This is a genomic window from Streptomyces sp. NBC_01306, from assembly GCF_026340465.1.
GTDB lineage: Bacteria > Actinomycetota > Actinomycetes > Streptomycetales > Streptomycetaceae > Streptomyces.
Genome location: NZ_JAPEPC010000002.1, coordinates 1 through 22,114, shown reverse-complemented (window position 1 = coordinate 22,114; position 22,114 = coordinate 1). Strand labels below are relative to the sequence as shown.

The following is a 22,114-nucleotide window of genomic DNA, read 5'->3' as shown; positions in this document are numbered from 1 at the left end:
GGAGGAAGCCACCCCGCGTGGCCGAAGACCGGGCGAGGCAACACGTGGGCCTGAAGGCCGCGCAGGTCCCGTACTGCCATGTGGCATCCTGCGTTCTGCCCCGTCGGCCCAACAGCGTTCGCAGGGTGACTCGTTACTTCGGCCGGTCGGCGGTGACCAGCCAGGCGGTGCTGCGCAGTCGCAGCGCACCGGCCTCCTCGTGGCGGCGCAGAGTGTCCGTGAGCGTCTGACGGGCGCGCTCCTGGACCTCTGGCGCGACCTGGCTGATCAGATGATGTCCGGGGCCGGAACCGAGCAGGAAGGCGGCCGCGTCGTCGGCGTTCTGCCCCCATGTCCCGAACGCCTCCGTGTGCGCTGCGCCGATGTGCTCGAAACCGGCGGCGGCCATCACTTCGCAGGTACGGTCCGGGTCCGCCAGGGAGAACATTCCCGGGCTTCCCTGCGCACCGAACTCCCCCACGGGCAGCAGGTGGCGCAGTGCCGCGATGGCCTGGAGCCATTCATTGCCGTCGGCCGCTGTGGCGCAGACGAACGCCAAGCGGCCACCGGGGCGCAGAGCGCGTCCGATGTTGGCGAAGGCGGCGACGGGATCAGCGAAGAACATCACCCCGAAGCGGCTGATCGCGACGTCGAATGCGCCTGGTGCGAGGGCGTGGACCTGGGCGTCCCCTTCCTCGAAGGTCACATTGCCGAGGCCTTCGTGTTGTGCGGCCTCGCGTGCTCGCGCCAGCATCGGCGCCGACAGGTCCAGCCCCAGGGCCTGGCCGCTCCGAGCTCGGCGTGCGGCCAGTCTGGTGGTACTTCCGGCTCCGCAGCCGATGTCCAGGACGTGGTCGCCCTCCTCGATCGCGGCGGCGGTGAGCAGGGGGTCGTTGAAACCTCCGTTCACGGCGTCCCAGCGATCCTGGTTCTGGGCCCAGTGAGTGCCCTCGTAACCGTTCCACGCCTTCGACTGACCGGTGTTGGCGATGTTCTGCATTCGGGACCTCCTGCTGGATGATGCGCTTGCAGAGACTAGAATGGGCATGCGCCCAAACAGTATGGGCGTGCGCCCATACTGGCAATCCCCTTGTGCGCCGGGGTGCGCCGCATGACGTCATCCCGTACCAGGAGAGGCCCTATGTCACCGCGTGGAGTGGCGATCCCCGACCTTCGTGAGCGGCTCTTCGACGCTGCGGAGCGGGTCCTGGCCCGCGAGGGCCCGGCGGCCCTGACCAGCCGGGCGATCACTGGCGAGGCGGGCTGCGCCAAGGGGCTGTTGCACGCTCACTTCGACGGGCTCGACGAGTTCGTCGCCGAACTGTGCCTGAGCCGGTTCGCGCGCACTGCACAAGAAGCCGGGGAACTCCCGGAGCGAGCAGGGCATGCCACTGTGTCCGACAACCTCACCGCGGCCGCGCTCGCACTTCTGACCTCCCTGGATCCCGCGGTCATCGGGGTCACCATGACCCGTCCCGCCACGTTCCTCCGGGTTCGCCAGGCGCTGGCGGGCGGCGCGCCGGGATTCACGGCGATCCAGGATGCGATCAACGCCTACCTGGAGGCCGAACAGCGGCTCGGCCGCATCGCGGACAGCACCGACACCACCTCGGTCGCGCTTGCCCTCGTCGGTACCGTCCACCACCTCCTGATGACCAGCTGGTCCGGCACGCTGGACCCCCAGGACCAGGCAAAGCGGCTGGTCGCCCTGCTCGTTGACGCGGACCCCAGCGGCAGTTGACCGACGGCCTGCGATGGCCTGGGGAGCCGATCAGCACGCGCAACGGGGCGACGTCGGGCAACCGGTGGTGAGAGTTCCGCCGCCGGACCGGGACCCTGCGCTCCCACCGGCCTGGCGAGAAGCTCTACGCCACCTTGAGGGCGGTCCCCCCCGACCTGACGGCGGACCGACGGGTCTGGGTGCCCGGCGGACGTCAGTCCCGCTGTGTCCCCCCCCGGCCGGGGGGGGCTGTCGTCAGGTCCGCAGTCCGGGATGGACACGGGGGCGGGCGGGCGCCGTCCCGCCGTGCGGCTCGGCGAAGAGTTCCGGGCGGTTCGCCTGGATCGTCCCGGTGTCCTCGAAGACCCCCTGGAGATGTCCGCGCAACGCCTTCTCTGCGCTCCCGGCGTCACGCTGCTCCAGTGCGTCAACCACCGCTGTGTGTTCGGCGATGAGGTTCTCGATGCGGTGGGGGAGGGGGAGGCTGAGGCGCCTGGCCCGGTCGAGGTGGGCCTTGGCGGTGGTGACCGTGCGCCACAGCGTGCGGTATCCGCTGGCTTCCATCAGGCGGCGGTGGAACGCCTCGTCCTGTTCGAAGAACGCGTCCGGGTCCGCGGTCGTGAGCGCTGCGCGCTGGGCGTCGAGGATGGCGCGCAGCGCCGCGATGTCCTCGGCGTCGGCGCGCCCCACCGCCTCGCGCAGCGCGGCCAGTTCGAGCGCCTCGCGCATGAACTGGGCCTCCAGTACGGCGTCGACGCTGATGCGGGAGACGAACGTACCGAGTTTCGGGAAGACGTCGACCAGCGATTCCTCGCCGAGCAGGATCAGGGCCTCGCGCACCGGGGTGCGGCTGACGTCGAGCTCGGCCGCGAGCTCGTTCTCGGAGAGCGGGGTGCCCGGCAGCAGCTCCAGGGAAGTGATCCGGGACCGCAGGAGTGCGTGCACGCGGACGCGGACCGACTCCTTCGCCGGCGCGGCCGGTGCGGCGGGAGTGCGGCGCGGGGTGGATCTTGTGGATCGCTGCGGGGCTGCCATGACGTCACCTTCTCACTTTCAACTGCGGAGATTCTTACATACAAGGCTTGTATGTAAGCCATCGAGAGGGTAGAAAATGTCGTCGGGAGTCCCCGTACCCCCTTCGGTCTCGCGAGCCGCAGCCCACCCCACCCGTACACCCCGTCCCCGCACGAAGGAGCCGCCGTGCCCGATGTCCACGACGCCTCCGACCGGCCAATGGCGACCGGAGGTCCCCGATGACGACGCACCCCGTCACCGAATCCGAGGCCACACAGGCCTCCCCAGGCACGGCCCACCCCACCCGGCCCCGAGGCCGTGGCAAGAACGTCCGTTGGAGCATCGCCCTGCTGTGCTTCGGCGGTCTCGCGGTCAACTACCTCGACCGCTCCACGCTCAGCGTCGCGCTGCCCACCATGTCGAAGGACCTGCACATAGGACCAGAGACCCAGGGCTTCATCCTCAGCGCCTTCTTCCTCACCTACGCGCTGTGCCAACTGCCCGCCGGTGCGCTGCTCGACAGGTTCGGCGTCAAGAGGGTCTTTGCCATCGGCGCCATCTGGTGGTCGGTCGCTACCGTCGGTATGGGCCTGGTGCGTGGCGTCGGCACACTGGTCGGGGCGCGCCTGTTGCTCGGCGCGGGTGAGGCCGCCGGCTACCCGGCCCCCGCCAAAGCGGTCTCGCGCTGGTTCCCGCGGCACGAGCGGACCCTTGCCAACAGTGTCTGGGACAACGGTGCCCGGGTCGGCACCGCCATCGCGCTGCCGCTCGTCACCCTGCTCGTCTCCGCCTTCCACTGGCGCGTCGCCTTCATCTCCTGCGGTCTGCTCGGCTTCCTGTGGATCATCGGCTGGTGGCGGCTGTACCACGAGCCTGCCGACCACCCGAAGCTCACCGGTGAGGAGCGCGCCTACATCGAGGCGGGTGGCGCCCGCGTCGAGGAGACCCCCGCCGAGAGCGCGGCCGCCGCACAGGTGCGCTGGCGCGACCTGTTCCGGTACCGGACGGTCTGGGGCATGATGCTCGGCTTCTTCTGCCTCAACTACGTCGTCTACTTCTTCATCACCTGGTTCCCCAGCTACCTCGTCGACGAGCGCGGTTTCGATCTCCTCAAGCTCGGCTTCTTCGGGACGGTCCCGGGGCTGGTAGCCATCGCCGGCTCGCTGCTCGGCGGCTTCACCGCCGACCGGCTCCTGCGCAAGGGCTGGTCCACCACCAAGGTCCGCAAGACCTGCCTGGTCTCCGGCACGCTCTGCTCATCCGTGATCGCCCTCGCGGTCGTCGTGCCGACCGCGGCCGGCGCCCTCGCGCTGCTCTCGCTCAGCTACGCGTCGCTGACCTTCGCCACCGCGTCCGTCGCCTCGCTGCCCGCCGACGTCGCACCCACCGCCGGGCACGTCGCTTCCCTCGCCGGCATCCAGAACTTCGCCTCGAACGTGGCGGGCGCTCTCGGCCCGATCGTCACCGGCTACCTGCTGGCGTCGTCCGGCGGCTCCTACCTCGTGCCGCTGCTCGTCTCCGGTGCTCTCTCGATCGTCGGCGCCCTCACCTACGCGTTCGTGATCAAGAGCGTCGAACCGCTGCAGGCCCGTTAGTTCCGGAGTTCCGGCCCGCCCCCACCCCGTACGACAGAAAGGCTCGCCCCGTGGACAGGACCACGCACCGCGCCGCCGTGCTGCACGGACCCAAGGACCTGCGCATCGAAGACCGGCCGCTGCCCGAGCCCACGGCGGGTGAGGTCCTCGTCGCCGTCCGCGCGGTCGGGCTGCGCGGCTCGGACCTGCACTACTACGCTCACGGCGAGAACGGTCCGAACGTGCTGCGGCAACCCACCGTGCCCGGTCACGAACCTGCCGGTGTCGTCGTCGGGCGCGGCGCGGGCGCGGTCGATCTGCCGCACGGCACGGCCGTCGCGGTCGAGCCCGCGCACCCCTGCGGACGCTGCGCCCTGTGCCGCGCAGGACGCTACAACCTCTGCCCCCTGGGCACCTGCTTCGGCTCCCCGCCCACCGACGGCGCGCTCGCCGAGTACGTATGCGTTCCGGGAGACTTCGTGCACCCGCTGCCCGCAACCATGGACATACGGCTCGGTGCGCTCGTCGAGCCACTCGCCGTGGCCGTGCATGCCGTCCGGCGCAGTGGGCTCCAACCGGGCGCACGGGTCCTGGTCACCGGAGCCGGGCCGATCGGCGTGCTGGTCGCGCAGGTCGCCGCCGCGTCGGGAGCCGGATCCGTTACGGTGTCCGATGTGGCCGCTGCCCGGCGGGAGTTCGCCGCCCGGCACGGCATGGCGACCGTGGACGCCGCCGACCTCACCCCCGACCCGGAGCGGGCGCACGCCCTCGCCGACCCGGACGGCTACGACCTCGTCCTGGACTGCTCCGGCGTCGGACCCGCCCTGGTGTCAGGGATCCGTGCCCTGCGCCCGGGCGGCACCGCGGTCGTCGTCGGCAACCCGAACCGGCCACTCACCGACCTCCCGCTGGCCTGGATGCAGCGCCAGGAGCTGTCCTTGGTCACCTCCTTCCGGTACGCGGCCGGGGACTTCCCGGCCGCTGTCCGGCTCGCCGCGTCCGGCCGGATCCAGCCGGCCGAACTGGTCACCGCCGTCTTCCCGTTGGAGCGGGCCGCTGAGGCCCTCGATACCGCACTCACCGACCGCACACAGCTCAAAGTCCTGATCGAGCCGGGCGGCGAGGTCTGACCATGGACATCCGCACCCTGCCCCGCCTCTCCCGAACGTGCCTGCCCGTCCCCGGTCTCACACTGCCGCCGAGCCTGCCCGAGCCCGGCATCGTCCACCTGGGTCTCGGCAACTTCCACCGCGCCCACCAGGCCGTCTACACCGCCGACGCGCTGCGCCACGCCGACGGGCCCTGGGGTATCACCGGAGTATCCACGAGCCCCGGCCGCGGGACCCGCCCGGTACTCACCGGCATGGCCGAACAGAGCGGCCTGTACACGGTGTTGACGTTGCGCCGCGACGGCGGCGTCGCGGCCGAAGTCCCCGGTGTGCACCACCCCGGCCTCGCCGCCGACGGGCAGGGCGCCGATGTCGTCGCCGCGATCGGCAGCACCAGGACCCGCATCGTCTCCCTCACGGTGACCGAGAAAGGCTACACCTTCGGCCCCGACGGACATCTCGACCTCGACGACCCACTGGTCCGCGCCGACCTGACAGGCACCACCCCCCGGACCGCGCTCGGCCTCACCGTGCGCGGGTTGCAGCAGCGGCTACGCACGGGCGCCGCACCCGTCACGGTCCTGTGCTGCGACAACCTCATGGACAACGGTAGCCAACTCCGCCGCCTGATCAGCGAGTTCATCGCCGCACTGCCCGCCGCCGAACGCGAAGACCTCCAGGCGTACGTCGACACGTCCGTGTCCACACCGAGCACCATGGTCGACCGGATCGCGCCCGCCACCACCGACGAGCACCGCGCCCTGGTCGCCCGCGCGTTCGGCGTCCGTGACACCGTGCCGGTGCCGGCCGAGCCGTACAGACTGTGGGTGATGCAGGACGACTTCCGTGCGGGCCGGCCCGCCTGGGAGGCCACGGGCGCCGTCTTCACCGATGACGTGGCCCCGTACGAACTGATGAAGCTGCGCCTGCTCAACGGCGCGCACTCGCTCCTCGCCTACCTGGGCCTGTTGCGCGGCCATCGCTCCATCGATCAGGCCGTCACCGACGACCTGATCGGCACCGCAGTCGAGGCGGCCATGCGGGACGAGATCCTGCCGACCGTCACCGAACCGCAGGGCATGCCGGGCAAGGCGTATATCGCCGAACTCCTCGAACGCTTCGCCAACCCGGCCCTCGGCCACCGCACCGCCCAGGTCGCCTCCGACGGCTCACTGAAGATCCCGGTGCGCTGGGCGGGTGTCATCGAGGAGTCGCTGGCCGCCGGGCGTGTGCCGCGCGTGCTCGCCCTCGGCGTTGCCGCGTACGTGCGCATCGTCACCGGCTGCGCCGACGCCTACGACGAGCAGGTGCTCGGCACGGTCCACGACGCAGCACGGGTGCGCCTGGCCGAACTGACCCGGCGCGCTCCTGAACCCGGCGAGGCGGCGAGACTGATCCTCGCCGAGGGCGGACTGCTGCCCCAACAGGCAGCTCGGGACGGTGCGTTCGCGAGCGCCGTGACGGAGACTGCGCGGACACTGCACACACATGGAGTCGAAGCCGCCCTGCGCTGGGCCCGCACCTGAAGCCGGTGCCGACCGCCGCCCCGTGCGGCGGCCGGCATCACCCGCACTTTCACCCCGCCCCACGAAGCGACCTTCCCTCCCTACGAAGCGACCTTCCCGTCCAACGAGAAGAACGGCACCCCATGGCCACGATCACCTCAGCCGAGGTCTTTGTCACCTGCCCCGGCCGCAACTACGTCACCCTGAAGATCACCACTTCCGACGGCGTCACCGGCATCGGCGACGCCACCCTCAACGGCCGTGAGCTGTCCGTCGCCTCCTACCTGCGCGACCACGTCTGCCCGACCCTCGTCGGCAAGGACCCGGCGCGTATCGAGCACCTGTGGCAGTACCTGTACAAGGGTGCCTACTGGCGGCGCGGCCCGGTCACCATGACCGCCATCGCCGCCGTCGACGTCGCCCTGTGGGACATCAAGGGCAAGGTCGCGGGCCTGCCGGTGTACCAGCTGCTCGGCGGCGCGGCCCGTGATGGCGTCACCGTCTACGGCCACGCCAGCGGCAACACGATCCCCGAACTCCTCGACGACGTAGGACGCTTCCTCGACAAGGGCTTCCGCGCGGTGCGCGCGCAGGCGGCGGTGCCGGGGCTGGAGCGGGTCTACGGCATGCGTAAGGGAGACGGTGCGACGTACGAGCCTGCCGATGGCGCTCTTCCCACCGAGGAAGTCTGGGACACGGGCGCCTACGTGGACTTCGTGCCGACGTACATGGCCGCTGTCCGCGAGGAGTTCGGCTACGGCTTCCAGCTCCTGCACGACGTGCACCACCGGCTCACCCCGATCGAGGCGGGCCGGCTCGGCAAGTCCCTGGAGCCGTACCGCCTTTTCTGGATCGAGGACCCGACTCCGGCCGAGGACCAGGAGGCGTTCCGCCTGATCCGCCAGCACACCACGACGCCGCTCGCGGTCGGCGAGATCTTCAACTCCATCTGGGACTGCCAGCACCTGATCACCAACCGGCTGATCGACTACGTCCGCACCTCCGTCTCCCACGCGGGCGGCATCACCCACCTCCGTAAGATCTTCTCTCTGGCCGAGCTGTACGGGGTGCGCTCCGGCTCACACGGCGCGGGTGACCTCTCCCCGGCCTCGCTCGCCGCAGCACTCCACGTCGACCTGTCCGTCCCGAACTTCGGCATGCAGGAGTACATGGCCCATCTGCCGGGCTACGAGGAGGTGTTCCACACCTCCTGGACGTTCGAGGACGGCCTGATGCACCCCGGCGACGAGCCCGGCATCGGCGTCGAGTTCGACGAGACAGCAGCTGCGAGGTTCCCGTACGAGCGCAAGTACCTGCCGGTCAACAGCTTGCGAGACGGTTCCGTTCACGACTGGTGAGTGCTGGTGCTTCTATGGTGTGGCCAGGGCGTGGGTGAGTTCGGTGAGGTTGTTCGTGTGCCAGTTGAAGGTGTCGGTCTTGCTCGGGGGGTTTCCGGTGGGTCGGTGGATGTAGGCGGTCAGTATTCCGTGGCTCTGGGCTCCGCGCAGGTCCCAGGCGTGTGCGGCAACCATGAGGACGTGTTGGGGTGGGCATTGCGCGGCGTTGAGCGCGAGTTGGTACACCTGGGGCGCGGGTTTGTAGGCCTGGGCGTCTTCGGCTGAGAGGGCTTGGTGCCAGCGGAGACCGGCGTGCGCGTTGAGGCGCAGCAGGCATGCACGGCTGGCGTGGGTGAGGGCGAGTACCGGGAAGTTCGCGGCGAGGCTGGCGAGCGCGGTGGGGGAGTCGTTCCAGGGTTTCATGCGCTGGCCTGCTGTCGCGAGTTGTTCGATGGTGTCGGGGTCGGTGAGGCCGGAGCGGGCGGCTACGTGGTGGGCTGCTTCGCGGTCGATGATGTCGGAGTTGGCGTAGGGGCGGGTCCCTTCGTGGATGCGTTGCTGTTCGTTGGCGACGTGGTTCTGCCATACGGTGAGGAGTTGGTCGATGGTCGTGTCGTCGGCTGCGGGCAGTGCGTTGCGGATGGCTGTTCGCAGGCTGCCCGGTTCGTCGACCATGGTGCCGAGGACGTCGAAGACGATGGCTTCGATGTTGTTCGCCCGGTCCATGGGGCCTCCCCATTGTGGTGTTCGGGATTGTGGATATCGGGTGTGGTGTGGCCCGAAGTGTTTTACTGCGGCACGGTGTTGGTGAGTTGTGCCCAGGTGGTCGTGCCCGGCGATATTCCGGTAGAGCGGTGACCGTGTACAGCCTGGTCGGGTCCGGCGGTCGGGGAACGGCATTACACCGTCGGCGGCGTGTCGCCACCCTGGGAGTCGGCGGGAATGAGTCCGCCGCCGACGGGTGGGTGTCCAATTTCCATTGGTTTGCGCATGGATGGCGCATGGGGTAGCTGTCCCGGTGCCGGGGTGCAGAGGGAGTGGTGTGGTTCCGTCGCTTCGGGGCGCCGGGCAGGGCGGGTTCCGTCCGGCGCCCCGGTTATTGGTGCCGGGATTCCGGGGCGGTGCGACAACTGTCGTAAGTATACCGTTGGGTGTACCGTTCGGTGGTGACTATTAACAGTGAGACCGTGGGCCGGAGAGGTAAGCGGCGGGGTATGAGGCACCTGACGCCGGCTGGTGTGAGGGTCCTTGAGACCGCGTCGCGGCTGTTCTACGAGCAGGGGATCCGCGCTGTGGGCGTGGAGGCGATCGCGGACGAGGCGGGTGTCACCAAGAAGACCCTGTATGACTGCTTCGGCTCGAAGGAAGATCTGATCGTCGCGTATCTGCGTGCTCGCGATGGTCTGTGGCGTTCTACGTTGGTGAAGCACGCGAACGATGATGATGCTCCCCCCGGTGAGAAGATCCTCGCGACGTTCAGTGCTTTGCGTGACTGGATGCGTGAGCGGAACTCGCGGGGGTGTGCCTTTATCAATGCTTCTGTGGAGTTGCCTGAGGATCATCCGGGCCGAGAGGTTGCCCGTGATCAGAAGGCTTGGCTCTTTGCGTACTTGGAGGATCTCGCGACGCAGGCCCGTGCCCAGGATCCTGCTGCGCTGGCGGCGCAGGTGTTGATCCTTCATGAGGGGGCTTGTATCGCTGATTCGATGCGGTCGGTGGATAACGCTGTTGACCGTGCTGAGCAGGTGGCAGCTGTTCTGATCGAGAGGGCACTTGCCGAGTGACCCGTGACGGCTCAGCAGTGCCGGGGTATCCGGTCACCGGAGACACGGCCACTTGGCGGGGGAGGGCTCAGTCCCTTCACTGAAATGATCTTGTGTTCAGTTTGCTCTTGTTGTTTGTTCTGGGCTACGGCGGGTTCAGCTCAGCGCGTCCGTCCTGCCGTTGCCGTCCGAAAGCCGCTCCGCTGCCCGGACGTGGTTCTGCCGTCCGATGGGGGCTGTCGGGCGGCTGTTGTGCTGTCGGACCGGTGGTCCGTGTCCCGAGCTGGATGACTCGTTTGTTTGTCTGTCGTGGGCTCTGAGGACTGTCCCGTAACTGCTGGTCACGGAGCTGCCCACGCTGCGGAAACTGTGTAGCTACTGAGTTCGCGGTGCCGGTATCGTCCGGTCTCTCGACCCGCCATACCAGCGGTCTACGTTCAGAGAGCGATGCACATGACCAGCCGGCAAGCAACGACGACCCTGTGGCGCCCCACCGGCCCCAAGGAGCTGGATCTGGTTCGGGAGCTGAACTGGCGTGCCTGGCCACCCCGGCTGCCCGAGCAGCCGATCTTCTACCCGGTCCTGAACGAGGACTACGCGATCAGGATCGCCCGGGACTGGAACGTGAAGCACGACGGCGCAGGCTTCGTCACTCGTTTCGAGGTCGAGTCGGAGTTCTTGAGCCGGTATCCCATCCAGCAGGCCGGCGGGCAGACGATCCTTGAGCTCTGGGTTCCAGCCGAGGAGCTGGACGACTTCAACGCCCACATCGTCGGCGAGATCCAGTTGGTCCACGAGTTCCGCTGAGGTGGGGAGGCTTGCTGGCGGGGCACGCTACGGTGCGATGATCCCGGCGTGGCTGGTGTGATCACGGCGTGGGAGCCGTCCAGGACAGCCCCGTTCACCGGGATGAGCCCGCGCGCCTTCGTAAAGCTGGTGACCGTGCTGCGGCGCGAGGGTGCGACCACGGTCCGCAAGGGTCGGCCGTGGGGCCTTTCCTTGGAGGAGCGGGCGCTGCTGGTCGCGGCTTACTGGTCCCACAAGCAGGGCCGGGCCCGCGTCGAGCACACCTTCGCCCGCATGAAGACCTGGAAGATCCTCCGCGACTGCCGCCTCAAAGGCGACGGAGTCCACCACGCCATGCGCGGCATCGCCCGCCTGCACAACCTCGCTCTCGCCGGACAACGAGCGGGACACACGGCGGCCAAGCACGCCCGAGGTGAGCCAAAGCTTATTTACAGGACAGCCCTTAGGCGACGAGGGAGGGTTGGGTGGGTGTGGCTGCTGGTTTGGCTGTGGGGTGTATTGCCTTCGTGGGTTGGGGTTGGGTGTCGAGTTTCCGTGCGAGGTCGGCTGCGTAGGCTCGTAGGAGGATGTGCATGTGGTAGTGGTGTTCGTCCTGGCTTCGGATGAGGTGTGCGCTGGCGAGGCTGTGGAGGAGTCGTGCGGCTTCATTGTGGGTGATGCCTGCGGGTGTGGCGGTGGTGGTGGCGTCGATGAGGTGGCCGGGGAGTATGCCTAGGAGGCGGAACATACGGGCGCTCTGTTCGTCGAGCGCTCTGTAGCTGGTGTCGAAGGCGTTGCGGAGTGCGATGTCGCCTTCGGCGAGGTTGAGGCGGGCGTGTTCGGGTTTGAGTTCGGTGGCGAGCGTGTCGGCGCTGTGGTGTTGGTGGCTGACGATGTGTTCGGCGGCGAGGACCAGTGCGAGGGGGAGGTGTCCGCAGCGTTCTGCCAGGACGGTTACGGCGCTGGGGCCGGCGTCGGCGCGTGTGTCGCCTATGATCGCGCGGATCAGCATGGCGGCTTCGGGCTGGCACAGTTCTGCCAGTGGGAGGGTGGTGGCGTCGACGCGGGACATGAGTCCCGGCAGGCGTGAGCGGCTGGTGACTATGACGGCGCATCCTGGTGAGCCGGGCAGCAGGGGATAGATCTGCTGGGCGTTGGCGGCGTTGTCCAGGACGAGCAGTATTTCGCGGCCGTGGAGGAAGGACCGGAAGGTGGCGGCCCTTTGGTCCAGGTCTGTGGGGATGCGGTCGGTCGGTACGCCCACGGCGCGGAGCAGGTCTTCGAGGACGTCGTGGGGGGCTGCTGCGGTTCCTGGCTCGGGGCCCTGGAGGTTGACGAAGAGTTGCCCGTCGGTGAAGTGGCCGTCGTTGACGGCCCGGTGTGCCGCTTGTACTGCGAGTGCGGTTTTGCCGACGCCCGGTGGTCCGCTGATGAGTGCGACGGGTAAGGCAAGGGAGTGCTGGTCGCCGGGGAGTAACCTTTCGAGGCGGGTCAGGTGGTCACGCCGTCCCACGAAGTTCTTTTTGGCCGGGGGAAGTTGGGCGGGCTGGATCCATCCTTGCTGATGGCGGGAGGCGGCTTCGAGGGCTGAGGCGATGGTGGTGAAGGTGTTTCCGACGTCGAGTTCCCGGTCGCAGGCCTCTGCGAAGCTGACCGAGGGAGGTCGTTTGTCGGTTTCGATCTTGCTGACGTGGCCCCGGTTGAAGTGTACGAGGGCGGCGAGTTGTGTGAGGGAGAGTCCTCGCTGTGTGCGGTGGGCCCGGAGCAGTTGCCCGAATGTTGCGGGACCGCCGGTACGCGGCGGGTAGCCGGCATCCGTGTGGGAAGGCCGGGTTGTTGTTGATCCCTGCGCTGGTTCCCGTACCACTTCAAGCCCCCAGAATCGTACAGATCGTCTAGAGCGGCCAGCTCCGGAGCGGAGTTGGTGGGATGCCGTGCGTACTTCAGATGCTGATTGGGCTCCCGACCCGCTCGGTGCAGGCGGCGGGGGCTGCAGGCTCGGTGGTCCAGGTCGTGGTTGCGAACTGGCTCGGGCGGGGCTGCCTATGTGTATCCAGGTGTCCACCGGCGCACTCGGCGTCGGATGTGCTGGTGGGTATCCGGATGACGACGTTGTCAGAGCCCGGGCCCCGCCCCAGGGGCCGGGAGTTGTCCGCCGGTAACATCTGTGGCGCGCAGATGCCGGGACGGAACATCGTGCCCACGTTCCTCTGCGTCCTCTGCGTTCCGCTATGCGGTTCTGCGTCGTCCATGTGGCGGCGCGGGCCTGTCACGTTGCTCGTGCCGCTCGGGGCTGGGACATCGGACGGCTGGGAGGGCGGCTGTGTCGCTCATGGTGCGACTGTCAGTTCGTCGAAGGCCGGGAACCGGGCGGCGATGCTGTCCGGCAGGAACCGGGCGGCGCAGCCGTTGTCATCCTGGAAGAAGCGGACCGCGGTGTAGTTCGGTCGTGTCCCTGCGTCGAACCAGTGCTTCGTCCGGCTGGGTATGGACAGCAGATCTCCTGCTGTGCAGAGCATCGCGTGTACCTGACCGGCGACGTGGAGGTAGAAGCAGCCGGCTCCAGCTACGACGAAGCGCACGAGGTCCTCGTCGTGGAAGTGCTCCTTGTGCCGGGGCTGGCCGGGACCGGGCGAGGTGGGGGTCATGCGTGCGATGTCGACGACCCGGTGGTTGCTCTCGGCGCTGACGTGATCGATGTGGCTCCGGTAGGCATTCATGATGGTGGAGTCGTCCGCGTCGGCGGGGAGCCGGCGGGCGGCGTGCCATCGCGCGAAGCGCACACCGATTCTGAGCAGTTCTTTGCGGATGACGTCCAGGTCGTCGCTGTGCACGGTGATCGTCTGCGGTGCGTCCTCCGGCATGATCTGCAGCAGCGTCACCGGGCACTCACCTTGGCCGTGCCGGGCTCGTCGGCGCCCGTCAGCAGGAGCAGGTGGCTGAGTTCCTCGACGCACTCCAGCCTGTTGCGCGCTTCGTCGATGTCGCGGCCGAAGGAGAACATGCCGTCGCGGTCGATGAGCAGAGCAGGCGGGGTGTCGGCGGCCGGATCATCGAGGAGGGCCGTCACGTCGTCGGCGATGAGGGACGCGTCCAGGTGGTTCGCGACGATGGGCAGTACGACCAGGCGGGGGTCCGGTACGTCGAGGCTCTTCGCCATTTCCATTTCCTCGAAGACCACTTGGCCGGTGCGGTCGGCGCCGGCGGTCCGGGTGGCAAGTGCTGTGGACCACGGTGCGTGTGCGTGGATCACTGCTCCGCAGCCGGGCAGCCGCCGGTAGAGCGCGAGGTGTACCGGGGTTTCGGCGGGCGGCCATTCGCTCTCTCCGAGCAGCGGCAGCCCTTTGAACGGGTCGACCATCACCGTGTCCTGATCGGTCATCACCCTCTTGCTCAGGTCGCCTGCGGTGATCATGACCGCTTCACCCGACCTGACCGAGACGCTGCCGAACGTTCCGGGCATCCAGCCGCGCCGGTACAGGGACTGGCAGGCAGCCGAGAGGTGTTCACGCTGCAGCTCGGCATCCTCGCTGATGCATACGGGTTTCACAGGCCCTCTCCTCCTGCGCGGGGCGACGGGTCTGTTCTCGTGCACCGGCTGCCTTCCTGGTGCCGTTGCGGTGGATCAACAGCGCGCGGTCCGGGGAGGTTCAGGGCCCCCGGAGTCGCCTGGCCGGACTGATGGAGCGACACGCGTGCATCTCCTTCGCGTGAGCGGAACGGTGAGCTATACCAACCGGTATAGTTACATGCTACGGAGTTGATTTTCCCGGTGTCAACGGCCCACTTCCCGGGTGGCTGGAAAGGCCCTTCCAGTTGCAGCCTTCCGACGTGCCTGGTAAGTGACGGGGGTGGTTTCCTCCGAGGGGGCGAGGGAGCCTGCAGCCGGGGCCTGGCGCTGACTGGTGAAGGAGCACGCGGCCGAGCCCTGGCACACGTTGGCTCGCAGGGTGTCCGAAGTGCAGTGCATGCGGGGGCGGCAGACAGCCGGGCCGGCCGCGCCGCTGTCCTCGCTGCGCTGCCCTTCCCGCCGCACCGCCATTGCAGCCCTGCGCGAGGTGTCCTGACGGCCCTTCGCCCACCGGCCGTTCGGCGTGGTCTGTCACCGGTGAACACATCCGGGTCAAGGGACTTGTGCGGCAGCTCCGGGTTTCAGGCCCTGGATGGTCCTGTTGCTGTTGCCTCGGGAGAGGCAACAGGGCAACCCTGTACAGCTTTGCGGGAGTTGACGATAGTGAAGTCACTTCCGCCGCAGGGGCGCCGTTCCTCGTGAAGGGCGCGATCCGGTTGCTGCTGGTTCCTTCGGTTGCAGGACGCCTCGTGTGCCCTTCGGCTGTCCGCTGGCCCGGGCGGGCCGGAAGTTCTCGTAGAAGCAGCGCTGTCGCCACGTCGAAGGAGGCCGAGATGGGTACACACATCGACTATGCCGAACTGGTTGTGTCGCCGAGCGAGTTTTTCCAGGTCGGGGAGCCGGAGCGGATCAAGTCATCCATCGGGCTCAGGCTGTCGGACCATTCATACCTGCCGAAGGCGGATGAGCCACGCGCCGACTGGGTCGCCAGTGTTGCTGTGCCGGCGTTCAAGACGCTTGCACGGATGGGTGTCCTGGCTCCGCGGTTCTGCACGATCGGGACGGGTGCGGGACTGGATGCCCTGGCGGCCGTGGAGATTTTGCAGGCGCGTAGCGTTGGCTTCACCGACCTTCACGAAGATGTTCTCGCTCACGCCCGGGAAAACATTCAGAGCAACCTCCTGGATCAGGATGTCGAACTGATCGGGGGCGCCGGGGACATTCTCTCCCCGCTGGCCGGCAAGGTGTCGCAGGTCGATGTGATCTACGAGAACCTCCCCAATATCCCGATGGCGGGGAGCGGTGATCTGGCTGATGGCCAGACCAGTTCGACGTTCATCGCGGAGCGCGTTGAGGAGATTGCCGGCTTCGCGGAGAAGAACCTTGTGACGCTGCACTATCTGGCCCTGCAGCAGGCACATCCGGTCCTTCGGGTCGGTGGCCGGGTGCTGTCGTCGATCGGTGCGCGGATTCCGTTGTCCGAGATCCTGTCTCTGGCCGGGGCCGCCGGTTACAACGGCAGCATCCTGACCTATACGTGGAAGATCCAGTCCGAGCCGCACGAGGTGGTCGGCGGCTATGCCCAGTGGGAGAAGGAGGGGATGGGGCCGTTCCACTTCTACCCGGTGAGCGTTCTGCGCGATGCCTTCGCGGGAATGTCCCCCGCGGCAGCCGGTGCGCAGGCTCTCCAGATGGAGAAGGAGTTGTCGCCGTACGAGATATCGGCGGTGGATGCCCTGGCACTGGTCGAGAAGGGCCAAAAGGTCGGTCACACGGTCGCGATTCTTGACTCTGTCAAGATTCCTGACTCTGCTCTCTGACACGGTTTCACCGCCTTTTCGGAGCGGCCTGTTGGCGGAGACACGGTGAAGCAGGAATTCGGCAACCACCGGTGTGGTCCTGACACGCGGTCATCGATGAAGCAACTGCATGTCCTGACCGTGTACGGCCCGATGCACCGCACTGCCGGATTCTCACCGGTCTCTGCCGGCTCCCGGTCACATGCTGTCCTCTCCCCACCGTGTCCGAACCCCCTTGCCGTCCGCGCGCTTTCCTGTTCGTACCCTTTCGTGTCGTCCGCACGCCTGGCTACATTCCTCCCGCAGTACTAAGGAGCCGGCATGAATATCCAGTCGTTCATTGGCAAGACACCCCTCGTCGAACTGAACACCTTTGACGTTCCGGCCGATGTTCGGATATTCGCCAAAGTCGAATTCGTAAATCCGGGGGGCAGCATCAAAGACCGAATCGTCCGGTACATCATCGATGATGCCGAGCGTCGCGGTCTCCTCGGGCCGGGCGCAACAATCGTGGAGAACACCTCCGGGAATACCGGTGCAGCGATCGCGATGCTGGCGGCAACACGCGGATACCGTGCGATTCTGACCATGCCGGACAAGGTCAGCCAGGAAAAGCAGGACGCGCTGCGCGCAATGGGGGCCGAGGTGATTGTCTGCCCCACCTCCGCCCCGCCGGACTCGGCAAAGCACTATGTGACGTGCGCGAGGCGCATCCACGCCGAGACGCCGGGCTCGTTCATGCTCAATCAGTATGACAACCCGCTCAACGCGGAGGCGCATTTCCGTTCGACGGGCCCCGAGATCTGGGAGGCACTCGGACGGTCGGTGACGGCGTTCGTCGCATCAGGGAGTACAGGCGGCACCATCTCCGGAACTTCGCGGTTCCTGAAGCAGAAGAACCCGTCCGTGCGGTCTGTCCTCCTCGATCCGGCCGGTTCCATCTATCACCGCTACTTCCATGAGGGCGTTGTTGACCCTTCGCAGATCGCGCCGTATTTCGTCGAGGGCGCCGGCGAGGACCACCTGGCGAAATGCATGGACTTTTCCGTCGTCGATGACGTGATTCAGTTCACCGACGCCGAGGCCTTCGCCACGTGCCGGCACCTGGCAACGCGCGAGGGTCTCATCTGCGGCGGCACCTCGGGGGCGAATGTGTGGGGCGCGGTGCAAGTTGCCCGTTCGTTCACGAAACCGGCAACGATCGTCACCGTCCTGCCGGACAGCGGAAACAAGTACATCTCGAAGATCTACAACCCGGATTGGCTTATGCAGAACGGCTTTGATACCCGTCGGATTCACTCACCAGAACCGACCCTGTAATGGGAAGTACACGAAAAAATGTTGCCGCCGCGCTCACGGCCGCCCTGCTCTGGGCCTTCGCCTTCGTCGCTCCGGCCGCCGTCAAGCCCGCGAGTGAACTGCTCCTGGTCACCGGCCGGTACTCCTTGTTCGGCCTGTGCGGCCTCTACGTCCTGTGCAGAAACTGGAGCCAGCTCAGGCAGATGCCCGTCCGGCGGACCCTCTTCGGCCTCTACATCGGCTTCGTGGGGTACTTCGTCTTCTACATCTGTGTCTCGTACTCCGCCACAACGAGCGGCGGATTCATCACCGCAGTCGTCGTGGGATCGTCACCGATCACGATCGCGGTGGCCGGTAACTTCGCAGAAAAGCGCATGTCGTGGCGTGAGCTCGTCGCACCGGTCATCCTGATTCTCGTCGGTCTCACCCTCCTCAGTGTCTCGGATCTCCTTCAGGGGAAGCATTCAGGTGGCGCGAGCGACTCGCTCTTCGGGATAGGCCTGGCCATCATGGCCATGCTGACCTGGTCCTACTTCGTGGTTCGTAATGCCCAGTCGCAGCGGACCTGGGAGACGAAGCCGGACCCCACGATCTGGGCCGCTCTGGTGGCGATGGGAGCAGGCGGTGCCTCCATGGTGCTGCTGCCCTTCGCCATTGCCTCCACACCGGATGCGACATTCGATCCGTATCCGCTCTTCAAGATCATCGCGTGGTGCGTGTTCCTGGGCGTCATCGGATCCTGGTGGGGGACATACATCTGGGTGAAGGCGGCACAGGGCATCCCGGTACCACTGGTAGGACCGCTGCTCGCCACGGAGACGATTTTCGGCGCGATCCTGAGTCTGCCGATGGAACAGCGGATGCCTACCTGGACGGAGGTCGGCGGGGCCCTCTTCGTCCTCACCGGCATCGCCGTCTACATGGTGTTCGACGTGAAGAATTCACGGTCGAGCGGCACAGGGGACAGTGGGGACAGCGGGGGCACCGGGACCGAAAGATCGGACGCATCAGATGTGCCCGCAGTGACTTAGCGGGACAAGAAAAGAACGGTCATGATCGTTGGCTTATCCTGACAGGGAGTCAATTCCATGAGTAATTCCTTCGCGAACATCAAGCAGTCTCACGTGTTCTTCGACAATTCCTCTGGCCTGAAGAGCTACTACGAGGACTGGGCGACGCGGTACGACGTGGACCTGGCGGATCAGAAGTGGGTGGCGCCGCGGGTCGCGGCCAACTTCGTTCACCTGCTCGCCTCCGCCTACGGGAGGCCGGGAACAACCATTCTCGATGCCGGCTGTGGCACCGGCCTCGTCGGCAGTGTCCTGAGCACTCTGGGAAAGTACGTGATCGACGGCGTCGACCTGTCGGAGAACATGGCTGCCGAGGCCATCAAGACCAACGCCTACCGGAAGGTCTACGGCGGCGTGGACCTCTCGACACCGGTACGCGATGAGCGTCTGGACCAGTACGACATCGTCGTCAGCAGCGGCGTGTTCACCCTCGGCCATGTGCGCCCGACGGCGTTGCTCACGCTCATCGAATACGCCCGGCCCCATGGGCTGATCCTGGTGTCCACCCGCGGCAGCTATGCCACTGAAACAGGCTTTGAGGACTTCTCCCGCTCGAAGGAGGTCACCGAGCAGGCTTCCCTGGAATTCAAGCTGAAGGACGCCAACTACATCGCGGAAGAGGGAGCCGACTACTGGGTCTTCCGTAAGACAGGACCGGCGCAGTAGCGATGCAGTAACAGCGCAGTAGTAGTGCAGTGGCAGTAAAGGGCACGAACCGCTGATTCTGCTCGGGGCGGCCTGCTGCCGAGGCCCTTCCGGCAACGCGCGACGCATGCGGTACGCGACATAACACCGCCCGCGCGGCCGCCCCGGACCGGCCCGGCGTCAGGAACGCGCGAACCCCTGGTGGCACCGGGACAACGAAAGTCCAGCCCCGCCCACCAGGGGCCCGCACGCCGACCGGTGACACGCGTGCCGCTGTACTCGGATGACGCCGCGACCAGAACACCACGAGACGTATATACGAAGGGCGCACCCCGCAACTCCGCACCCGCGCAACCCCGTACCAACTCCGCACCCACCAGCCCGTGTCCGCCCACCACTGTCCTGGAGTGTCATGTCCCGCAGCCTGTTCACCTCGGAATCAGTGACCGAGGGACATCCCGACAAGATCGCCGACCAGATCAGTGACACCATCCTCGACGCACTCCTGCGTCACGACCCCGCATCGCGCGTCGCGATCGAAACCCTGATCACCACCGGTCAGGTCCACATCGCGGGCGAGGCGACGACCTCCGCCTACGTCGACATCCCCACTCTGGTGAGGGAGAAGATCCTCGACATCGGCTACGACTCCTCGGCCAAGGGCTTCGACGGCGCCTCCTGCGGCGTGTCGGTATCGATCGGCGCGCAGTCCCCGGACATCGCCCAGGGCGTCGACACAGCGTACGAGTCCAGGCTCAAGGGCGCCGCCGGCGGCGGGGAGACCGACGAGCTGAACCAGCAGGGAGCAGGCGACCAGGGCCTGATGTTCGGCTACGCGGCCACCGAGACCCCCACCCTGATGCCGCTGCCGATCGAGCTGGCGCACCGCCTCTCACGCCGTCTGACCGAAGTCCGGAAGGACGGGACCGTCCCCTACCTGCGCCCCGACGGAAAGACCCAGGTCACCATCGAGTACCTGGGCAGCCGGCCGGTCCGCCTGGACACCGTCGTCGTTTCCTCGCAGCACGCGAGTGACATCGACCTGGACAGCCTGCTCACCCCCGACATCCGGGTGCACGTCGTCGAACACGTCCTGGCACAACTCGCCGACGACGGAATCAAGTTGGACACCGAGGACTACCGGCTGCTGGTGAACCCGACCGGCCGTTTCGAGATCGGTGGCCCGATGGGTGACGCGGGTCTGACCGGTCGCAAGATCATCATCGATACGTACGGGGGGATGGCCCGGCACGGCGGTGGCGCGTTCTCCGGCAAGGACCCGTCGAAGGTGGACCGTTCGGCGGCGTACGCGATGCGCTGGGTGGCCAAGAACGTCGTCGCGGCCGGTCTGGCGGAGCGCTGCGAGGTGCAGGTCGCGTACGCCATCGGCAAGGCCGAACCGGTCGGCCTGTTCGTCGAGACCTTCGGCACCCACACGGTCGCTGTCGGGAAGATCGAGAATGCCGTCAGTGAGGTCTTCGACCTGCGTCCGGCCGCGATCATCCGTGACCTGGACCTGCTGCGCCCGATCTACGCCGAGACCGCCGCCTACGGCCATTTCGGACGCGAACTGGCGGACTTCACCTGGGAGCGCACCGACCGCGCCGACGCTCTGCGCAAGGCAGCGGCAGCGGGCTGACAGCAGAGCGCCCGGAGCGAGCCCCGGCGGCAGGAGTGCCAGGGCTTGCCCGGGCACTCCCGCCGCCGGGGCGCGGCCTTTCCCATGGCCGCGCACCGCACCGCGCACCGCTTCCCTGCGTGGCGCCGCCACCCGAGCCGTTCCGCCCGCCCAACCCCGCCCTCATCAGGTCCAAGGAGTGCTTTTCCGTGCGTATCGCCGTGACCGGATCGATAGCTACCGACCATCTGATGGTGTTCCCCGGACGCTTCGCCGAGCAGCTGATCAAAGAGCAACTGGAGCGGGTATCCCTGTCGTTCCTCGCCGATCGGCTGGAGGTACGCAGAGGTGGCGTCGCCGCCAATATCGCCTTCGGTCTCGGCTTGTTCGGTCTCGACCCCATCCTGGTCGGCGCCGCGGGCATCGACTTCGCTGAATACGATGCCTGGCTACGGGCGAACGGCGTCGACACCACCGCAGTCCAGGTGAGCGACCACCTGCACACCGCCCGCTTCGTGTGCACCACTGATGAGGACCAGAACCAGATCGCCACCTTCTACGCCGGTGCCATGGCCGAGGCCTCCCGGATCGATCTGGCCGCGATCGCGGAACGCACCGGGGCGCCCGCACTCGTCCTGGTCGGCGCCGACGACCCCGCCGCCATGCTGCGCCACACCGCCACCGCCCACCGTCTGACCATCCCCGTTGCCGCCGACCCCTCCCAGCAGCTCGCCCGTCTCGACCGTAATCAGGCCCGACAACTCGTCGACGGGGCGCGGTGGCTGTTCACCAATGAGTACGAGGCCGCCCTGCTGCTCGAACGCACCGGATGGACCGAGGAACACCTCCTGGGCCGGGTCGGTACCTGGATCACCACACGGGGCGAGGCCGGGGTGTCACTGGCCGGCTCGGATACGCCCACTCTGCGGATACCGGCCGTACTCACCGACGAGATCGCCGACCCCACAGGGGCGGGAGACGCCTTCCGGTCCGGCTTCCTCGCCGGCACCGCATGGAACTGGCCGCAGGAACAGGCGGCCCGGCTCGGCTGCGCCCTGGCCACCACCGTGCTGGAATCGGTCGGCACCCAGGAGTACAAGCTGTCCCCGTCGGATCTGATCACCCGCATCGACCAGACGTACGGCAGCGACGCCGCCCGTGCCCTTGAGGCGCAGCTGGCGCGCGTGTCATGAGCGTGGCCCGGCGCCGACGGACAGACGCCCTGCGCCAGGCACCGGCCGTCGTCGTCGTCCACCACCACCCCGAAGCCTCCTACGTCAACGAGGGCCGGGCAGCCAGGGGCGAACAGTGAGGCGGACGACAGC

The 22,114-nt window shown here is 67.3% G+C and carries 20 protein-coding genes and 1 pseudogene; 15 read left to right on the top strand and 6 right to left on the bottom strand.

Annotated features, from left to right (window positions below; translation table 11 throughout):
* Positions 1-133: 133 nt before the first annotated feature.
* Positions 134-979 (bottom strand): class I SAM-dependent methyltransferase, encoded by an 846-nt coding sequence (locus OG385_RS33355; protein WP_266861439.1) that lies wholly within the window; start codon positions 977-979, stop codon positions 134-136.
* A gap of 141 nt (positions 980-1,120) precedes the next feature.
* Between OG385_RS33355 and OG385_RS33350 the strand changes: the two genes are divergently transcribed.
* Complete coding sequence (locus tag OG385_RS33350; RefSeq protein WP_266861437.1) at positions 1,121-1,720, top strand: TetR/AcrR family transcriptional regulator; 600 nt, start codon at positions 1,121-1,123, stop codon at positions 1,718-1,720.
* Positions 1,721-1,954: 234 nt separating this feature from the next.
* On the opposite strand, the gene OG385_RS33345 is transcribed toward OG385_RS33350, so the two are convergent.
* Positions 1,955-2,734: a GntR family transcriptional regulator gene (locus OG385_RS33345; protein WP_266861435.1), complete on the bottom strand. Its 780-nt coding sequence runs from the start codon at positions 2,732-2,734 to the stop codon at positions 1,955-1,957.
* Between the two features lie 218 nt (positions 2,735-2,952).
* Between OG385_RS33345 and OG385_RS33340 the strand changes: the two genes are divergently transcribed.
* The 4 genes from OG385_RS33340 to manD all read left to right on the top strand — a co-directional run bounded on the left by OG385_RS33340 (position 2,953) and on the right by manD (position 8,259).
* A complete protein-coding gene (locus OG385_RS33340) occupies positions 2,953-4,308 on the top strand; it encodes an MFS transporter (protein WP_266861433.1) in 1,356 nt (451 codons plus the stop codon).
* Positions 4,309-4,358: 50 nt separating this feature from the next.
* Positions 4,359-5,417, top strand: a complete 1,059-nt coding sequence (locus OG385_RS33335) for an NAD(P)-dependent alcohol dehydrogenase (RefSeq protein ID WP_266861431.1) — start codon at positions 4,359-4,361, stop codon at positions 5,415-5,417.
* A gap of 2 nt (positions 5,418-5,419) precedes the next feature.
* Positions 5,420-6,922, top strand: coding sequence for a mannitol dehydrogenase family protein (locus tag OG385_RS33330; RefSeq protein WP_266861429.1), 1,503 nt, complete (start codon positions 5,420-5,422; stop codon positions 6,920-6,922).
* Positions 6,923-7,044: 122 nt separating this feature from the next.
* Complete coding sequence (gene manD / locus OG385_RS33325; RefSeq protein WP_266861427.1) at positions 7,045-8,259, top strand: D-mannonate dehydratase ManD; 1,215 nt, start codon at positions 7,045-7,047, stop codon at positions 8,257-8,259.
* A gap of 12 nt (positions 8,260-8,271) precedes the next feature.
* On the opposite strand, the gene OG385_RS33320 is transcribed toward manD, so the two are convergent.
* Positions 8,272-8,964, bottom strand: coding sequence for a haloacid dehalogenase type II (locus OG385_RS33320; RefSeq protein WP_266861425.1), 693 nt, complete (start codon positions 8,962-8,964; stop codon positions 8,272-8,274).
* A gap of 488 nt (positions 8,965-9,452) precedes the next feature.
* On the opposite strand from OG385_RS33320, the gene OG385_RS33315 reads away from it, so the two are divergent.
* From OG385_RS33315 to OG385_RS33305, 3 genes and pseudogenes are all read left to right on the top strand, one after another.
* Positions 9,453-10,022: a TetR/AcrR family transcriptional regulator gene (locus OG385_RS33315; protein WP_266861423.1), complete on the top strand. Its 570-nt coding sequence runs from the start codon at positions 9,453-9,455 to the stop codon at positions 10,020-10,022.
* 426 nt (positions 10,023-10,448) lie between these two features.
* A complete protein-coding gene (locus tag OG385_RS33310) occupies positions 10,449-10,808 on the top strand; it encodes a hypothetical protein (RefSeq protein ID WP_266861421.1) in 360 nt (119 codons plus the stop codon).
* Positions 10,809-10,856: 48 nt separating this feature from the next.
* Positions 10,857-11,183: pseudogene (locus tag OG385_RS33305) on the top strand (transposase); the annotation flags it as partial.
* 67 nt (positions 11,184-11,250) lie between these two features.
* On the opposite strand, the gene OG385_RS33300 reads toward OG385_RS33305, so the two are convergent.
* The 3 genes from OG385_RS33300 to OG385_RS33290 form a co-directional block, all read right to left on the bottom strand.
* The gene (locus OG385_RS33300) at positions 11,251-12,654 is read right to left on the bottom strand and encodes a helix-turn-helix domain-containing protein (protein ID WP_266861419.1); all 1,404 of its coding nucleotides are present in this window, start codon (positions 12,652-12,654) and stop codon (positions 11,251-11,253) included.
* A 463-nt stretch (positions 12,655-13,117) separates the two neighbouring features.
* Entirely contained in the window at positions 13,118-13,669 is a 552-nt protein-coding gene (locus OG385_RS33295; RefSeq protein ID WP_266861417.1) for a cupin, read from the bottom strand.
* Positions 13,666-14,337, bottom strand: a complete 672-nt coding sequence (locus tag OG385_RS33290) for a class II aldolase/adducin family protein (RefSeq protein ID WP_266861415.1) — start codon at positions 14,335-14,337, stop codon at positions 13,666-13,668. The genes OG385_RS33295 and OG385_RS33290 overlap by 4 nt, the downstream gene beginning before the upstream one ends.
* 854 nt (positions 14,338-15,191) lie before the next feature.
* On the opposite strand from OG385_RS33290, the gene OG385_RS33285 reads away from it, so the two are divergent.
* From OG385_RS33285 to OG385_RS33255, 7 genes are all read left to right on the top strand, one after another.
* Positions 15,192-16,178: a class I SAM-dependent methyltransferase gene (locus OG385_RS33285; RefSeq protein ID WP_266861413.1), complete on the top strand. Its 987-nt coding sequence runs from the start codon at positions 15,192-15,194 to the stop codon at positions 16,176-16,178.
* Between the two features lie 300 nt (positions 16,179-16,478).
* Positions 16,479-17,477, top strand: coding sequence for a PLP-dependent cysteine synthase family protein (locus OG385_RS33280; protein WP_266861411.1), 999 nt, complete (start codon positions 16,479-16,481; stop codon positions 17,475-17,477).
* The gene (locus OG385_RS33275; RefSeq protein WP_266861409.1) at positions 17,477-18,487 is read left to right on the top strand and encodes a DMT family transporter; all 1,011 of its coding nucleotides are present in this window, start codon (positions 17,477-17,479) and stop codon (positions 18,485-18,487) included. The genes OG385_RS33280 and OG385_RS33275 overlap by 1 nt, the downstream gene beginning before the upstream one ends.
* 57 nt (positions 18,488-18,544) lie before the next feature.
* Positions 18,545-19,192: a class I SAM-dependent methyltransferase gene (locus OG385_RS33270; protein ID WP_266861407.1), complete on the top strand. Its 648-nt coding sequence runs from the start codon at positions 18,545-18,547 to the stop codon at positions 19,190-19,192.
* 391 nt (positions 19,193-19,583) lie between these two features.
* Positions 19,584-20,810 carry a methionine adenosyltransferase gene (gene metK / locus OG385_RS33265; protein WP_266861405.1) on the top strand — a complete coding sequence of 409 codons (1,227 nt, stop codon included), beginning with the start codon at positions 19,584-19,586 and terminating at the stop codon, positions 20,808-20,810.
* 188 nt (positions 20,811-20,998) lie between these two features.
* Positions 20,999-21,982 (top strand): carbohydrate kinase family protein, encoded by a 984-nt coding sequence (locus OG385_RS33260; RefSeq protein ID WP_266861403.1) that lies wholly within the window; start codon positions 20,999-21,001, stop codon positions 21,980-21,982.
* Positions 21,979-22,101, top strand: a complete 123-nt coding sequence (locus OG385_RS33255) for a hypothetical protein (protein WP_266861401.1) — start codon at positions 21,979-21,981, stop codon at positions 22,099-22,101. The genes OG385_RS33260 and OG385_RS33255 overlap by 4 nt, the downstream gene beginning before the upstream one ends.
* Positions 22,102-22,114: the final 13 nt, after the last annotated feature.

Bases quoted from the DNA above. Each gene is read 5' to 3' on its own strand.
- OG385_RS33280 (WP_266861411.1), top strand. From the start codon at position 16,479: ATGAATATCCAGTCGTTCATTGGCAAGACACCCCTCGTCGAACTGAAC.
- OG385_RS33310 (WP_266861421.1), top strand. From the start codon at position 10,449: ATGCACATGACCAGCCGGCAAGCAACGACGACCCTGTGGCGCCCCACC.
- OG385_RS33350 (WP_266861437.1), top strand. From the start codon at position 1,121: ATGTCACCGCGTGGAGTGGCGATCCCCGACCTTCGTGAGCGGCTCTTC.
- manD (WP_266861427.1), top strand. From the start codon at position 7,045: ATGGCCACGATCACCTCAGCCGAGGTCTTTGTCACCTGCCCCGGCCGC.
- OG385_RS33270 (WP_266861407.1), top strand. From the start codon at position 18,545: ATGAGTAATTCCTTCGCGAACATCAAGCAGTCTCACGTGTTCTTCGAC.
- OG385_RS33285 (WP_266861413.1), top strand. From the start codon at position 15,192: ATGGGTACACACATCGACTATGCCGAACTGGTTGTGTCGCCGAGCGAG.
- OG385_RS33345 (WP_266861435.1), bottom strand. From the start codon at position 2,734: ATGGCAGCCCCGCAGCGATCCACAAGATCCACCCCGCGCCGCACTCCC.
- OG385_RS33330 (WP_266861429.1), top strand. From the start codon at position 5,420: ATGGACATCCGCACCCTGCCCCGCCTCTCCCGAACGTGCCTGCCCGTC.
- OG385_RS33355 (WP_266861439.1), bottom strand. From the start codon at position 979: ATGCAGAACATCGCCAACACCGGTCAGTCGAAGGCGTGGAACGGTTAC.
- OG385_RS33255 (WP_266861401.1), top strand. From the start codon at position 21,979: ATGAGCGTGGCCCGGCGCCGACGGACAGACGCCCTGCGCCAGGCACCG.
- OG385_RS33315 (WP_266861423.1), top strand. From the start codon at position 9,453: ATGAGGCACCTGACGCCGGCTGGTGTGAGGGTCCTTGAGACCGCGTCG.
- OG385_RS33320 (WP_266861425.1), bottom strand. From the start codon at position 8,964: ATGGACCGGGCGAACAACATCGAAGCCATCGTCTTCGACGTCCTCGGC.
- OG385_RS33275 (WP_266861409.1), top strand. From the start codon at position 17,477: ATGGGAAGTACACGAAAAAATGTTGCCGCCGCGCTCACGGCCGCCCTG.
- OG385_RS33340 (WP_266861433.1), top strand. From the start codon at position 2,953: ATGACGACGCACCCCGTCACCGAATCCGAGGCCACACAGGCCTCCCCA.
- metK (WP_266861405.1), top strand. From the start codon at position 19,584: ATGTCCCGCAGCCTGTTCACCTCGGAATCAGTGACCGAGGGACATCCC.